Source organism: Dermatophilus congolensis (assembly GCF_900187045.1).
Taxonomy (GTDB): domain Bacteria; phylum Actinomycetota; class Actinomycetes; order Actinomycetales; family Dermatophilaceae; genus Dermatophilus; species Dermatophilus congolensis.
In genome coordinates this window covers 1,332,348-1,348,495 of the sequence record NZ_LT906453.1, presented here as the reverse complement: position 1 = coordinate 1,348,495, position 16,148 = coordinate 1,332,348, and the positions used below count along the sequence as shown (strand labels likewise).

At 54.6% G+C, this 16,148-nt stretch carries 11 protein-coding genes; 3 read left to right on the top strand and 8 right to left on the bottom strand.

Annotation, left to right across the window (positions count from 1 at the left end; all coding sequences use genetic code 11):
- The first annotated feature begins 378 nt into the window (after positions 1-378).
- Together aspA and CKV89_RS05760 are read left to right on the top strand one after the other, a co-directional pair.
- A complete protein-coding gene (aspA, locus tag CKV89_RS05765; RefSeq protein ID WP_034400871.1) occupies positions 379-1,830 on the top strand; it encodes an aspartate ammonia-lyase in 1,452 nt (483 codons plus the stop codon).
- A complete protein-coding gene (locus CKV89_RS05760) occupies positions 1,827-3,140 on the top strand; it encodes an anaerobic C4-dicarboxylate transporter (protein WP_028326908.1) in 1,314 nt (437 codons plus the stop codon). The genes aspA and CKV89_RS05760 overlap by 4 nt, the downstream gene beginning before the upstream one ends.
- 96 nt (positions 3,141-3,236) lie before the next feature.
- Here CKV89_RS05760 and hisH read toward each other — a convergent pair whose 3' ends face one another.
- The 6 genes from hisH to CKV89_RS05730 form a co-directional block, all read right to left on the bottom strand.
- A complete protein-coding gene (hisH, locus tag CKV89_RS05755; RefSeq protein ID WP_084440949.1) occupies positions 3,237-3,881 on the bottom strand; it encodes an imidazole glycerol phosphate synthase subunit HisH in 645 nt (214 codons plus the stop codon).
- Positions 3,878-4,555 carry a hypothetical protein gene (locus CKV89_RS05750; protein ID WP_084440950.1) on the bottom strand — a complete coding sequence of 226 codons (678 nt, stop codon included), beginning with the start codon at positions 4,553-4,555 and terminating at the stop codon, positions 3,878-3,880. The genes hisH and CKV89_RS05750 overlap by 4 nt, the downstream gene beginning before the upstream one ends.
- Positions 4,536-4,751, bottom strand: coding sequence for a hypothetical protein (locus CKV89_RS05745; protein ID WP_028326910.1), 216 nt, complete (start codon positions 4,749-4,751; stop codon positions 4,536-4,538). The genes CKV89_RS05750 and CKV89_RS05745 overlap by 20 nt, the downstream gene beginning before the upstream one ends.
- A gap of 298 nt (positions 4,752-5,049) precedes the next feature.
- Positions 5,050-5,316 carry a hypothetical protein gene (locus CKV89_RS05740; protein WP_034400875.1) on the bottom strand — a complete coding sequence of 89 codons (267 nt, stop codon included), beginning with the start codon at positions 5,314-5,316 and terminating at the stop codon, positions 5,050-5,052.
- Between the two features lies 1 nt (position 5,317).
- Positions 5,318-6,310: an SPFH domain-containing protein gene (locus CKV89_RS05735; RefSeq protein ID WP_231935338.1), complete on the bottom strand. Its 993-nt coding sequence runs from the start codon at positions 6,308-6,310 to the stop codon at positions 5,318-5,320.
- Between the two features lie 91 nt (positions 6,311-6,401).
- Positions 6,402-8,564, bottom strand: a complete 2,163-nt coding sequence (locus CKV89_RS05730) for a S9 family peptidase (protein WP_051277423.1) — start codon at positions 8,562-8,564, stop codon at positions 6,402-6,404.
- A gap of 257 nt (positions 8,565-8,821) precedes the next feature.
- Between CKV89_RS05730 and CKV89_RS05725 the strand changes: the two genes are divergently transcribed.
- A complete protein-coding gene (locus CKV89_RS05725; RefSeq protein WP_028326915.1) occupies positions 8,822-10,288 on the top strand; it encodes an SDR family oxidoreductase in 1,467 nt (488 codons plus the stop codon).
- Here CKV89_RS05725 and dnaE read toward each other — a convergent pair whose 3' ends face one another.
- Together dnaE and CKV89_RS05715 are read right to left on the bottom strand one after the other, a co-directional pair.
- On the bottom strand, positions 10,289-13,780 hold the full coding sequence (gene dnaE, locus CKV89_RS05720; RefSeq protein WP_231935484.1) for a DNA polymerase III subunit alpha: 3,492 nt from the start codon (positions 13,778-13,780) through the stop codon (positions 10,289-10,291).
- Between the two features lie 337 nt (positions 13,781-14,117).
- Positions 14,118-16,148 (bottom strand): glucose PTS transporter subunit IIA, encoded by a 2,031-nt coding sequence (locus tag CKV89_RS05715; protein WP_028326917.1) that lies wholly within the window; start codon positions 16,146-16,148, stop codon positions 14,118-14,120.

Below are 16,148 nucleotides of genomic sequence, written 5' to 3'. Positions count from 1 at the left end.
CACGACAAATCAATGTCGAAGACCCGTGACCCGAACGCAAAAAGCGATAAACAGGTGGAAGCAGGTAGCGCCTCACTTGATGTCTACCTACACCGCTAAACCACAACATCTTTCACAGATGAATGACTTCGCATGCGCAGGCTGACCGGTCGACTCACCACCCTATCAAGAATCCCCACAGAAAACCAGATAGCCCCACCGACCTACCACCTTCAACAGCCTTTGCCACGTGACCCCCAGCACCGCCCTGATAATCCCCTCACATCCAGCTAATACACCCCCAAACAAGCCCCGGCCACATCACCAAAAGAGCATCCTTAAACCAAGAGACCGCACCATCAACAACAGAACCCCAGACACCAAACCAAGGAGACACACATGAGCACCACACGCACCGAAACCGACCTACTCGGAAGCAAAGACGTCCCCGCCAACGCCTACTACGGCATCCACGCCACCAGAGCCATCGAAAACTTCCCCATCTCCGGACACACCATCAATGACACCCCCGCCATGATCCGCGGCATGGTCATGGTCAAAAAAGCCGCAGCAATGACCAACAAAACCCTCGGGGCACTCAAACCCGAAATCGCCGACGCAATCATCTGGGCCTGCGACCAAATGCTCGACAACAACCGCTGCATGGACCAATTCCCCATCGACGTATTCCAAGGCGGCGCCGGCACATCCCTCAACATGAACACCAACGAAGTCATCGCCAACCTCGCCCTCGAACACCTCGGCGAGCCCAAAGGAAACTACAAAATCGTCAACCCCAACGACGACGTCAACCGCAGCCAATCCACCAACGATGCATACCCCTGCGGATTCCGCCTCGCCGTCGACACCATGCTCGGCGAACTAGCAGACACACTCGGCGAGCTCAACGCCACCTTTGCCAACAAAGGCGACGAATTCACCGAAATCCTCAAAATGGGACGCACCCAACTCCAAGACGCCGTCCCCATGACCCTCGGCCAAGAATTCACCGCCTTCGCCGTCACCCTCGGAGAAGAACTCCGCCACCTCGACAATGCCCGCACCCTCCTACTCGAAATGAACCTCGGCGCCACAGCTATCGGAACCGGACTCAACACGCCCCCCGAATACGCCAATCTCGCCCTCGTCAACCTCGCTCGAGTCAGCGGCCGCCCCTGCATCCCCGCCCCCAACCTCATCGAAGCCACCAGCGACTGCGGGGCCTACGTCATGGCCCACGCAGCACTCAAACGCCTTGCCGTCAAACTCTCCAAAATCTGCAACGACCTACGCCTCCTATCCTCCGGACCCCGCGCAGGACTCAACGAAATCAACCTGCCCGAAATGCAAGCAGGTTCATCGATCATGCCCGCCAAAGTGAACCCCGTCATACCTGAAGTCGTTAACCAGGTCTGCTTCAAAGTCATGGGCAACGACCTCACCGTCTCCCTCGCCGCAGAAGCCGGACAACTCCAACTCAACGTCATGGAACCCGTCATCGCCCAAGCGCTCTTCGAGTCCATCTCACTGCTCAAAAACGCCTGCACCACCCTGCGCACCAAATGCATTCAAGGCATCACCGCCAACCCCGACGTATGCCACGAATACGTCACAAACTCCATCGGCGTGGTTACCTACCTCAACGACTACATCGGCCACACAGCCGGTGACGCCGTCGGCAAAGAAGCCGCCGCAACAGGTAGAAGCGTCCGCGAAATCGTCCTCGAACGAGAACTCATGGACGCAGACCTACTCGACCGCGTACTTTCACGCGAAAACCTCATGCGCCCCCGCGATCTGCGCGAACTCGCAGAAAACGGGACTCCCTCCGACCCACAGGCTGCTCGATGATCTGGATTCACCTTTTAATCGTCCTCACCGCAATCCTCCTCGGCGCGAGACTCGGCGGCATCGCCATCGGTTTCGTCGGCGGCCTAGGAGTACTCGCACTAGCCCTCCTAGGCGTATCCCCCGGCGACATGCCACTCGACGTGATATCCATCATCATGTCCGTCATCTGCGCCATCGCAGCAATGCAAGTAGCAGGCGGAATGGACTACCTCGTCAACCTCGCCGAAAAACTCCTCCGAAAAAACCCCAAACACCTCACCATCCTCGCCCCCGTCGTGACCTACCTCATGACCCTCATGGCTGGCACCGGACACACAGCTTTCTCGACCATGCCTGTCATCACCGAAGTAGCTAAAGAAAACGACATCCGCCCCTCACGCCCACTCTCAGTAGCCGTAGTCGCCTCCCAAATCGCCATCACCGCCTCCCCCATCTCAGCGGCAGTGGTGTTCTTTTCAAGCACCCTCGAAAAACAAGGAATCGGCTACCTACAAGTACTCGGCGTAGCCATACCATCCACATTCATCGCATGCATGCTCACGGCATTCACGATGATGCTCATCGACAAATTCAACCCCAACAGTCCCCTGCACAAAGACCCGATCTATCAAGAACGACTTGCAGCAGGCACCGTTGAATCACGCAAACACCAAAACCAAGAACTAGCCCCCAATGCCCGCACATCAGTCCTCATTTTCCTCATCGGACTTGTCGCCGTCATGGGCTACGCAACCGCGATCTCTGACAAAGTCGGCCTCATCGAAAACCCACCGATGACCCGTGACCAAGCCATCATCGCTTTTATGCTGACAATCGCTGCGGCCATCGTACTCATCAGCAAAGTCCCCGCCAGCGATGTCCTCAACGCATCAACCTTTAAATCAGGTATGAGCGCCTCCATCTGCGTGCTCGGCGTTGCATGGCTGGGAACAACTTTCGTCCACGCACACACCGCCGCAATCAAAGGAGCTGCAGGAACCCTACTCACCCAATACCCCTGGCTACTTGCAGTAGTTCTCTTCTTCGCCGCATCCCTTCTCTACTCACAAGCCGCCACAGCCAAAGCACTCATGCCCTCAGCTCTAGCCCTAGGCGTAGCCCCCGGCGCAGCACTGGCAGCATTCCCTGCCGTATCCGCTCTCTTCGTTCTACCGACTTACCCGACCCTGCTCGCAGCAGTCGAAATGGACGACACCGGAAGCACCCGCATCGGCAAAGCAGTCTTCAACCATCCATTCCTCATCCCCGGCGTACTGGCAATCACCTATGCAGTAACCATCGGATTCGCCCTCGCTCACATCATCATCTGACCAAACGCCGACATTGCAGTGGGGCGGGCAAAACCCAGATGGGTTTTGCCCGCCCCACTGCAATGTCGGCGCCTCACAACGGCCAGCACACCCCATCTACCGTTTTAAAGTTCCAACCCAATTCCGCAACACCACCTCACCTGCCAAACCCGAACTCTCGGGGTAAAACTGCGTAGCCACCAACGGGCCGTTCTCCACCGCAGCAACAAAACGACAACCATAATCCGACCACGACACCAACGGCCTCACAACCTCAAACGAGCCCGTCGGCCACAGCGACCACGAATGCGCCGCATACTCGTGCTCAAAATAAAAACGCTCCCCATCCACGCCAACAAACAGCTTCGACCCCTCAGCCGCATCAACCACACCCCACCCAACATGCGGCACAACCTCTCCTTTCACCGGCTCCACAACCTCAGGCCACTCCCCCAAACCAGCAACCTCATCCCCTAACGCATCCACCACACCTTCAAACATCACCTGCATCCCTACACCAATCCCCAGAACTGGCCGCCCACCACACAACCGAGTCTCAATCACCTGTGGTCCAAAAACCGCAGACAACTTCTCCATGCACACACGGAAATCACCAAAACCGGACACCACAAGCCCATCAGCATCCTGACACTCACCCCGATCCGAAGTCACAACTACCCGTGCCCCCACACGCTCAAGCACAGAAGCAACCGGTCGAACATCGCCAACTCCGTACTCCAGCACCGCAACAACAGGACTCATTCCTTAGCCCCCTCCTCAACACCACGCTCTCGAACCAGCTCATCCACAACTTTCTCGAACTCTCGCGCATATTTCTCACGCGGAGCAACCACCCGCACTCCAGGCAACGTCCTCACATCACCGTGCTCAGCAAACAACTCCACCCCCGGCAACGCCAACGTCTCAAACACAGCACCCACAACCTCCGCGGCGACACCACCACCATCCACCAAAACCCGGTGCAAAACAGCTGACGCATGCGCCTGACGAGACTGAGGCAAACCAGAAGAGGCAACCACATCCGCAATATCCGCCTCCAACAACCCCGCAGGCGGCACCATCCCCTCACCCGGCGTCCAAATAATCCACCTCACCTCACGACGAAAACCACGAGGATGCAGGGTCACCGCCGCTTGCTGACCCACACGAAAAATCCCGATAGCCGGCCGCATACCCATACTCACTGGACGCCCCGCCAACGCCCGTACTGGGTCGTCATACGGAAAACGAACCCGGCTAGGCCCCGCAGGAGAAAGCAACGTCCACCCCTCAACTGAAGCTACGCCAGCCTCAGCAATCCCCCTCTGCGCCCACGCCACCGCCGCCGAAGAACGCCCCGTAGACAACAAAACCCCCTGATCCGCCATCGCAATGCGCCCACCCGCGGCGCCCAGATCAGTGAGCACCTTTGGCATTAGAGATCTCCCCCACCCGCGGGTTCATCTGAACCACACGCACAACAGCAGACAACATCTCCAACGACAGCATCATGACCCCTGCAACATCACATATAAGGCCAAACGCAGCACTATTCACTAACCGGCTCTTACCGAAATCGGCTGCACAGGGACCGGAAGATGCCCCCACGAACTGCGCGGTGGTCTCAAACATCCCGATCTCCCTTACTCTCGACCGTCTCCACATTCTCGCAGGCAAAACACACAGCAACGCCACAGAAACCCTCACTACATGCAATGCCCAACAAACCCAAAGCGCACGATGCGTCAATTCACACCTGCGACACAGTTATTCCCCCCCCGACAAAACACGAAGACAGATTTCGGAGCCATCCACGAGACTCCCTGGCATCAACATTCACGAATGAACATCAAACCCAGGAAATGACAGCAATCAGTCTAAAAGGGCTCTCTGACAATCAAAGCGAGAAAAATGCAGCCACCGACCAACCTCACATCTGCTTTCTCGGACGACCGCGCTTACGCATAGGAGCAGCATCTTTCGGTGCTCGCCCCTGCTCACGCAGCGCCCGCCTGAGCACAAACTCAATATGAGCATTAACGCTGCGAAGCTCATCATTCGCCCACTTCGCCAAGGCCTCATGCACCGCCGGGTCAAGACGCAACAAAATCTGCTTACGCTCACCCCGCCGACGACCACCAGAGGGCGCGGAATCCTCACCTACCGCACCCTCCTCGACTCCTTTTTCCACAGCCATCTCAGCTGTACAACGATCCCGAATTAACTACAGGTGTCACAGACTTCTCACCACACAACACCACAAGCAAATTACTGACCATCGCAGCTTTACGTTCATCATCTAGCTCCACAATGGACTCCTCCTCCAACTTCGCAAGCGCCATCTCCACCATCCCCACAGCTCCTTCAACAATCTGCGCACGCGCAGCAACTACAGCCCCCGCTTGCTGACGCTGCAACATCGCTTGAGCGATCTCCGGCGCATACGCCAAGTGCGAAATACGAACCTCAATGATTTCAATACCAGCCAGAGAAACTCGCTCTGCTACTTCGTAAGCCAACTGTTCGGAAATTACATCTGTCGAACCACGAAGCGATGTTCCAGAACCGTCATAATCGTCATAGGGGTGACTACCCGTTACGTGACGCAACGCAGACTCGGCCTGCGTGCGTACGAACGACTCATAGTCCTCCACAGCAAATGTCGCCCGCGCGGTATCAGCAACCTGCCACACCACAATCGCCCCGACCTCAACAGGGTTGCCACCTGCATCATTGACCTTAATGAGATTCGTCTCAAAGTTATGCACTCGCACGGATATCAGCCGCTTCGAGGTCAGCGGCAATGCCATCAAAAGACCGGGAGTGCGCAACGTACCTACATAACGACCAAAAAATTGCACAACCCTCGTCTGACCCGGTGACACGATACTCAAAGACGACAGCGCCAGCGCTCCCAATGCGAACAAAAGCGGTGACAGCAGCCCTGCTAGCGCAGAGGGCTCCCCCGAATCAGCAGAAGTCACAAAAACTACAGCCATCGCAGCTCCACCGACAATAAGCGCCAAGCTGACGAAGAGAGCAACAAATCCATCAATAGACCAAGCTCTGCGCTCCGCAACATCAACGCGAGCTCCGTCATGCCCTACCGGTTTTGTAGCTATTGGAGCCCTACCTTCACTCCGAATATCTTCGAGGTGCACTTCGGTGGGCTTCTTGCTGTCGCTGCTCACGACTTCACCTGCTTTCGGTAGCGGGCGCTCTCGGCACCCGAAAAGTGATAAATAAAAGATATCACTTTTCGGGTGCCGAGAAAGGAACTACCTACACACGCTCTACGCGCTCAATGGCCCCCAACTGCGCCAAAACAAAAGACTCCTCACGCGCATACTGCTCCCACGCCTTATACCGACCACTGCGCCCCCCATGACCTGCCACCATCTCAGTCACAAGAAGAATCGGGCGATCCTGTCCATTCGTCGTCACCTCACGCAACCGGGCCACCCACTTCGCCGGCTCAGCAAACGAAACCCTCGTGTCATTCAAACTCGTCGTCGCCAACACCGCCGGATAACGCACAGGCCGCACATTTTCATAAGGGGTGTACGCCTTCATGTAGGAATACACATCCGCATCATGCAGAGGATTCCCCCACTCTTCCCACTCCGTCACCGTCAACGGCAACGACGGATCAAGAATCGTATTAAGCGCATCCACAAACGGAACCGCCGCATGCACCACAGCAAACTTCTCCGGAGCCAAATTCACCGCAGCCCCCACCGTCAAACCACCTGCAGAGCCACCTTCCAAAGCCAAACGCCCCGGGGCAACAAACCCACCCTCAACCAAAGCATCTGCACACGCCACTACATCAGAGAACGTATTCGCCTTGCTACAAAGCCGTCCCTGCTCATACCAAGAACGCCCCAACTCACCACCACCACGCACGTGAGCAACAGCCCACACCACCCCACGATCCAACAACGACAAACGCGGCACAGAAAACCACGGATCCAAACTCACTTCATACGCACCGTAGGCATACAAAACCCCCGGAGCCGTACCATCCAACGGAGTATCCGCTCGCGCAACCAACGACATCGGCACCTGCGTACCATCAGCCGCCACAGCCATCACCGAACGACTCACATAATCCGCCTGATCAAAACCACCAAGAACAGGCCTAGTCTTCAACGTCACCCGCTGACGCGACCCAAAATCCAACGAAACAACACTCGGCGGCGTAACAAGCGTTTCATAGGAGTACAACAACTCAGATGTTTCGTAATCCGGGTTAGACCACAACCCAATCGTGTGCGAAACCTCGTCCGTAGGAATCTGCCACGGATCACTCCGCCACGCTCCAGGCAACCACGACCCCTGCCCAGCCGGAGCCTCTGCACCATCGAGAACACCCAACCGGCGCACCACCCTCAACTGCGTAAATCCACCTGAGCGCACCGCCACCACCACATCACGCGCAAACGCACTCACCCCAACAACCCGCTCATCCTTGGCAGGCTCCAACCACCTCACCCAATCCTCCCGCGAAGACGACTCCACCGGAGCAAACGCCACCTCAAAGTCAGCGTTGTTCGCATTATGCGTAACAAACATGACGTCCCCCGCAGGCTCCACGTCATATTCCACACCTTCAATACGTGGAGCAACGCACCTCAAATCACCACACGGATCACCCAACTCCAGCAAATGCGTCTCACTCGTATTCTTCGACCCCGAAGAAATCACAAGAAAACGCTCATCCGACGAATCGCTAATCCCCACCCAAAAACGCTCATCTTCTTCCACAAAAACACGTACATCATTCTCAGCAGAAGACCCCACCTCATGACGCCACACCTCACACGGACGCCACGCGTCATCCACCCGCGTGTAAAACACAAACCGGTCATCACTAGACCACACCAGCCCGTACCCCACCCCACGGACCACATCATCAACCACCTGGCCATCACAAATACGACGAATCCGCAGATCAAAACGCTCATCGCCCGTCAAATCCACCAAATACGCGTACAACTCACCCGAAGAGCTCACAACCTGCGAACCAACAGTGAAAAACTCCGCATCCCCGGCCTCAACATTGCCATCAAGCAACACCTGCTCTTCAGGCAATGTCTCTACCCCTACCTCAGGGCGCTCACCATCAACATCCGGAACACGACAAGCAATTCCATATTGGCCACCCTCAACCGTCCGTGAGAAATACCACCAACCCCGATAACTCACAGGAACCGACATGTCAGTCTCCTGCGTACGCGAACGAATTTCCGAAACAATCGATTCACGCAACGGACCCAAATCAGCCATAACCGATTCTGCGTACGCATTCTCAGCCTCTACATGCTCAATAACACGAGCATCCTCCACATCGGCCAACCATGCATACGGATCAGCAACAGCATCCCCGTGCACCACACGAACACGATCGCCACGAACAGGGCAAGGGGGCATCAATGCAGACATGCCCCTAACTCTACAAACCCGCCATCACCTTCCACGACCCCTCCCCAACACCCGCATGAACACGCCCACCATCACCCGATAAGATCAACTCTGGGGGAAGAACACAGCAACAACACCCGGGGGCAACAAGCCACCGCAACTCGTCACGCCCGCCAACCACATGCGCATCACACAACAGGTTCAGCGAAGCACCACACGTGACGACTGGAAGTCTGCCCCCCACGCACCGAACACCACCACGCACGAGAGAGGCCACCGTGACCAACGGTCCAGCACGTCCCACACACGTGCTCATCACCGGCGCCACAGGACTTCTAGGCACCGCCCTACTCGAATCCTGGCTCCGCACAAGCGACGCACATATCTCAGTCCTAGTACGCGACGCCGACTTGCCCGCCGCTGAACGCCTCCTTGCCACCCTGCGAACCTCCGCCTTTGACGCTCTACGCACAGCCCGTACACCTCTACGTGAGCGCATCACCCTTCTACCAGGCAGCCTGCGCGACATCGACCCCCGTACACCTCGTTACCTACCCCTTCCAACAAACATCGACCTCGTTATCCACGCAGCCGCTGACACACACCTCGAACACCCTCTTGGCCCACTCATCGAAGCTAACGTCGCAAGCACCGAATCTCTCTATCGAGCGCTCGCAGCAACCGGGTCAACCCCGCACGTCATCCACATCTCATCCGCGTACACCCAGGCAGGACGTACAGCCCTCGCCTACGAAGGCCCCATCCGTCACGACCTGCGTTGGCGCGAAGAAATTACCCACATTGCTGGCAAACCTGATCTTGCCTGCGACCCACAAGCAGGACGTGCCTACGCTCGCCGCGAAGGCTGGGTAGACGCCTACACCTACACAAAAGCGCTCGGAGAACGCGTAGCCGAAGATCTCTGGGCAGGAGCAGGGCACCAACTCACCATCGTCCGCCCAAGCATGCTTGCCAGCGCTGCCGCACACCCCCACCCCGGGTGGTTCCGCGGCACCACCGCCCTCGAGCCACTTATCAAGGCATACATACACGGCGACATAGAAGAGAAACCAGCGCCAGCAACAGCCACCTTCGACATCGTCCCTGTCGACGCTGTCGTTGACATCATCCGAGCAGCTGCCTCTCTACCAGGACGCCCAGGAAGAGCCCGCTATCTTCACCAATCCACTAGCACAACAGCACCACTACGTTTAGACGCACTTCTCACACACCTGGACGCTGCTCTGCAAGCCCACGGTCGACCAAAAGAACACACTGAACCCTCCGACCCTGCCCCCACCACACGTCGCCAACAATTCACAGAGCAACTTAGAAAAACTGGCAACGAACTGCGCAACCGTCTTTTCGGCGCACCCAAACCAACACGGGCTGGCCTGGCCACCAAGCTTCGGCATCACGAAACCTTCGGCCCCTACCTCGATAGTTCCACTGCGTTCAACGCGGCCGTCACCAGCGTTTTACTCGCTGAATACCGCACTAACGGAGGAACAGCAGTCGATCTCCACGGATTCGACTGGCGGACCTACTTCACCACCATCCTCGTACCCGCGCTAGGACGGGCACGAGGATGGTGGAAAACCTCAACAAATACTGCACCCTGGCCTGCTCAGCCCAATACAAATATCCGGCAAGCAGTCACTCAACAAGGGCAATTGGCACGCAGCGTGGCCACTGTCTTGGATGACACAAACCCAGAAGTAAGCAGAGGCGAAGCAGCTTCTTAACTACCCAAGGCAAGAAGGCCCAAGCAAAGCCTTCAAATCACCAAACAACGCAGGAGTAGCCTCCACACGTAATGTGTCATCGAGACGCATCACCACCGAACGACCTGGCTGCGTCAAACGAACATGAACTTCCGTGCCTCCAGGATGCTCACTCAAAACAGATTTCAGCTTGTTTGCCATTTCCACAGTTGCACGCGCAAGGGGAATCGAAACCATCACCGGACCGCGAGCACCACCATCCGTTAAATCCGGAATAATCAAATCCTGCGCATAAATCGAAACTTGATCATCACGGCGATTTACCCGACCACGAACAGCACAAACAACGTCAGTTGCCAACATAGTTGACACTGTTTGATAAGTCTTCGGGAAGAAAAGGCAGTCTATCCCACCGTCGAGGTCTTCTAGTTGAACAATTGCCCACAAGTCGCCATTTTTTGTACGCTTAAGCGAAAGATTCGTGATGAGACCAGCAATTGTGACCGTTGCCCCATCACCCCTCCCGCCTTCTTCAACCAAAAGAGAAGCAATCGACGTATCAGCATGTTTTGCGAGAATATGCTCAAGCCCATATAGTGGATGATCTGAAACATACAGACCGAGCATTTCCCGCTCGAAAGACAAAAGTGTTTTTTTATCCCACTCTTTATCGGGTATAGCAGGCAGTGCGCTCATCATGCCCACTGACTCATCGGCCTCATCCCCGAAGGCACCGAACAAGGAATCCTGCCCCACTGCTTCCTTACGCTTGACATCAACTAACGCATCTACATACTGCTCATGGACAGACACAAGGCCAGAGCGAGCATTTCCCATCGAATCAAAAGCACCAGATTTAATCAGCGATTCAACCGTACGCTTATTGCAAACAACTGAGGGCACTTTTCCTAAGAAGTCACTAAAAGACGTAAACTCCCCTTTCTCTTCTCTGGACTTAATAATCCCCTCCACCACAGGCCCACCGACGTTGCGAATCGCAGATAACCCGAACCTAATATCTTCACCGACAGCAGCAAATTTCTCAACAGAAGCATTCACATCTGGAGGGAGAACTTTAATTCCCATATGTCGGCATTCATTCAAATAAAGAGCCGACTTGTCTTTATTTTCACGAACACTCGTCAACAAAGCTGCCATATACTCGGCAGGATAGTGGGCTTTCAAGTAAGCGGTCCAATAAGATACTACGCCATATGCCGCAGAGTGCGCCTTATTGAAGGCATAGTTCGAGAAAGGAACTAGAACATCCCACAAAGTCTGAATAGATTTCTTTGAAAACCCAGACTCCAACATCCCTTTCTCAAAAGCAGGGAACTCCGCATCAAGGACTTCTTTTTTCTTTTTACCCATAGCCCGACGGAGCAGATCAGCGCTACCAAGCGTGTATCCGGCAAGACGCTGAGCAATTGCCATAACCTGTTCCTGATAGATGATCAAGCCATACGTATCGCCAAGGATCGGCTCTAAAGCCTCAGCAAGCTCTGGGTGAGGATACTCAACTTCCTGCTGTTTATTTTTACGCAGGGCATAGTTAGTATGCGCGTTTGCGCCCATGGGGCCAGGGCGATAAAGAGCACCCAAAGCTGAAATATCTTCAAAGTTATCCGGACGCATTAGACGCAACAAAGACCGATATCCAGTCGAGTCAAACTGGAAAACTCCCAGCGTATCGCCACGAGTCAACAAATCATAAGTAGCCTTATCTGTTGGGTCACGCCGCAAAGCATCCAAATCAACTTCTTCGCCGCGGTTCATTTTCACGTTCTCAAGTGCATCATCAAGAATCGTAAGGTTGCGCAGCCCGAGGAAGTCCATCTTTACCAGCCCCAACGTTTCACACGTCGGGTAATCAAACTGAGTAATGATTTGACCGTCCTGCTCCCGCTTCATGATCGGGATCACGTCGATAAGGGGCTCAGAGGACATAATGACGCCAGCGGCGTGCACTCCCCATTGACGCTTAAGCCCTTCAATGCCTCTAGCTGTCTCTACAACTTCTTGCGCATTAGGGTCCGCTTCTACTACCTCACGGAAATCCTGACCTTCTGCATACCTCTTATGTTCGGGGTCATACAACCCAGACAGAGGTACACCCTTTCCCATAATGTCAGGTGGCATAGCCTTCGTAAGCTTTTCCCCTAATGCAAAGGGAAATCCCATAACGCGACCAGCATCTTTAACTGCCTGCTTGGCTTTGATCGTTCCATACGTCACGATCATTGCCACTCGTTCTGTCCCATACTTCTCGGTTACATACTTAATAACCTCAGGGCGACGGCGGTCATCGAAGTCAACATCGAAGTCAGGCATCGACTTGCGCTCAGGATTCAAAAAACGCTCGAAGATAAGCCCATGCTCATACGGGTCCAGATCCGTGATTTTCATCGCATACGCGCACATAGATCCTGCGCCAGAACCGCGCCCAGGCCCTACGCGAATCCCGTTATTCTTTGCCCACTTAATATAGTCAGCTACGACAAGAAAATATCCAGCGTAACCTTTTCCGATAATGACTTCCTCTTCATATTCTGCTTGCTTGCGCGCATACTCAGGAACACCATCTGGGAAGCGCTCTCGCAGCCCCGTTTCCACCTCTTTAATAAACCAACTAGTCTCGTCTTCACCTGGAGGACAGGGATACTTGGGCATAAAACGCCCTTCCCCCTCCGTGAAAGAAACCTCGCACCTTTCCGCAATAGCCAAAGTGTTATCACAAGCTTCTGGAAATTCACGCCACAAGTGCCTCATCTGTGCTGGAGACTTTAGATAAAATTCATCAGCATCAAACTTAAAGCGATTTGGATCCATAAGCGTAGATCCAGATTGAACGCACAAAAGAGCAGCATGCGCTTTTGCATCTTCAGCATGCGTGTAGTGCAGATCATTTGTGGCAACTAACGGCAACTTCAGTTCTCTTGCCAGTCGCAGAAGATCACGCTGAACACGTCGCTCAATGTCTAGACCATGGTCCATTAACTCACAAAAATAGTTTTCCGGACCAAAAATATCTCGAAAGTCACTAGCAGCCTGTTTTGCTTCCTCGTACTGCCCTAGACGCAACCTCGTCTGAACTTCCCCAGAAGGACAGCCGGTAGTTGCAATAATCCCCTTGCCGTACTGTTCCAGAAGATCCCGGTCCATACGCGGCTTGAAATAGTGCCCCTCGATGGAGGCAATTGAGCACATGCGAAACAAATTAAGCAAAGAATCGTTCGTAGGCGCCCACATAGTCATATGGGTGTAGGCACCTGAACCTGAAACATCGTCACGACCGCCCGGACCAAACTTCACACGTGTTTTATCAGCGCGCTTAGTTCCCGGCGTTACATATGCTTCGATCCCAATAACGGGACGCACATCATGTTTTTTTGCTTTTTTCCAAAACTCATAAGCACCGAAAATATACCCATGGTCTGTTGTAGCAACAGCAGGCATACCCATCTTTTTAGCTGCCGCAAACAGATCATCAATCTTTGCAGCACCATCAAGCATTGAATACTCGGTGTGATTGTGCAGATGCACGAAAGAATCATTATGTTTCGTCAACTTCAATTCAGTTGACGGCGCTGAACTAACGCTAGAAGTTTCTGACGGTGACTGGGGCTCAGCATCCTGCACAACAGGCGCGGCGGCGGTTTCGGGTGCGTGCATCGACATGGTGATCCCACTCTAGAACGCCTTACCCTCATGGTCGACGGACCACTGCGTGCGTCTTCGCGCATACAGGCCTTGCTGCACAGTTCCACAGCAAAATAGCTATACAACGCAGAAGGGCTGTGCCAGAAACCTCCTGACACAGCCCTACAACTAGCGCGTTAAACCTTCAAACTCATGCACCAGCTGGTTCAGTCATCACCTGAGCAACAGCCACGATCAGCTCATCGCCGACCTTGACCTCACCACTGGCAACGCCCTCCACGAGCGAGAACTCGTTGCGGTTAGAAACAACCACTGGCGAAAGCAGCGGGTGCCCCGCCTCACGGATGACAGCGGGATCGAAGGTAACTAGTTTATGACCAGCAGAGACCTTGTCTCCACGCTTCACGTGGGCCTCGAAGCCTCGACCGCCAAGAGAGGCAGTCCCTGTTCCGATGTGCACGAGAAGCTCAACACCATTCTCGAGCTGAACTCCCACAGCCTGCCCGCCCTGAGCAATGAAGCTCACTGTGCCATCAGCAGGCGCAAAGACCTCTGTGCCAGTTACTTCGATTGCCACACCAGGGCCAACAGCGCCGATAGCGAAAGCATCATCAGAAACAGAAGAGAGCGGCTTAACAACGCCCTGAAGCGGAGAAGGAATGTTCTTCCGGTCACCAACAATCACCTCGGCAACGGCTGGCTTCTCCTCCTCCGTAGCGACGACTCCATCTTCAGCAGTAGCAAGTGCCGCGCGCTGAGCTGCACGCTCTTCAGGAGTCATGTAGTCCGCGACAATGACCAAAATCATTGCTGTGAAGAAAGCGACAGCAATGGCAATGGTGTACAGAAGCACATTGTCAAACGCAGGGATAGTGAGCAGTGAGGTGAAGACGAATGCCTTCGTTTGCAAACCACCACCAAGGCCGACGACCAAACCGCCTAGACCACACCCGATGAGCATTCGAGGATAGATGCGCTTGTAACGCAAGTGAATTCCATAAAGGCTCGGCTCAGAAATACCACCTAGCAGACCCGCAGCCAAAGCCCCCGTAGCGGTCTGGCGCATCTGAACCTCTTTGTTCTTAACCGCCAAGAACAAAACACCAGCCGTTGCACCAAAGCAGGCGAAGTTCCATGCACCCATTGGACCTTGGATGAAGTCATACCCAAGGGTCTGAATGTTGAGCAGCATGATTGCATTGATAGGCCAGTGCAGACCCAACGGCACCATGAACGGGTAGGCCAAAGGAATGACAATCGCAAAAATCAGTGCGTTGAAGTCATTAATGGACTTAAGGACCTGCCCAATAGCCGCGCCTGCATAAACCCCGATAGGACCAATCAGGAACGCAGTAAGCGGGATCATAATGAGCATGGCTATGAATGGGACGAAGATCAGATGCAAGCTCGTCGGAATGATCTTCTTCAACCCCTTGTACAAGGGGCCAAGAACCGCAGCCATAAGAAGAGGTGGGAACACTGAGCTGCCGTAGTTAAAGATCGTCAACGGCAAACCAAAGACAGAGAAGATCTTCACCTCAGACCCGAACACAGTTGCGGTGCCGGCCATCTTGCCGAGGCCTTCAGAGAAGGCTGGCAACATCAACACAGCCATGATGCCGAATCCGACCCACGGATCCGCACCCAGCTTTTTAGAAGCGTTGTAGGCGATCATCAAGGGCAAGAAGGTGAAGACACCCTGCCACATCAAGTTAATGAACGGCCATCCACCGTCAAGTTGCACCCGCGGATCAGCCCAGTTGCCAATAACTTGCAAAGTCGCCATCAACGACATGAACGTGATGAACAACGAAGCACCGAGCAACGCGCCAATAATCGGCCTGAAGCTGTCAGAGAGGAACTCGAAGAAGGAGTCAATTGCTGCGGACTTCCCCCGAATTCCCCCAGCCCGAGCTGCAGCCTTGGTCGCTGCCATCTCGTCCTCGAAAGATTTCTTTCCGCTACCACCCTCAGCCATGCCTGGCAAGGCCATGATGTGGTTATAGACGCTATCGACGTGACCGCCAATAACTACCTGGTACCGATCACCGGATTGCGGCACGGCCCCCATAACCACGGGGAGTTGTTCCAAGGCAGCCGCGTCTACCTTGGAGCTGTCCACCAGCTGAAACCGCAAGCGGGTGGCACAGTGTGTGAGGCTTACGACATTGTTTGCCCCACCAACGCCAGCGAGAATCTCGCTCGCTTCATTATTTGCCAT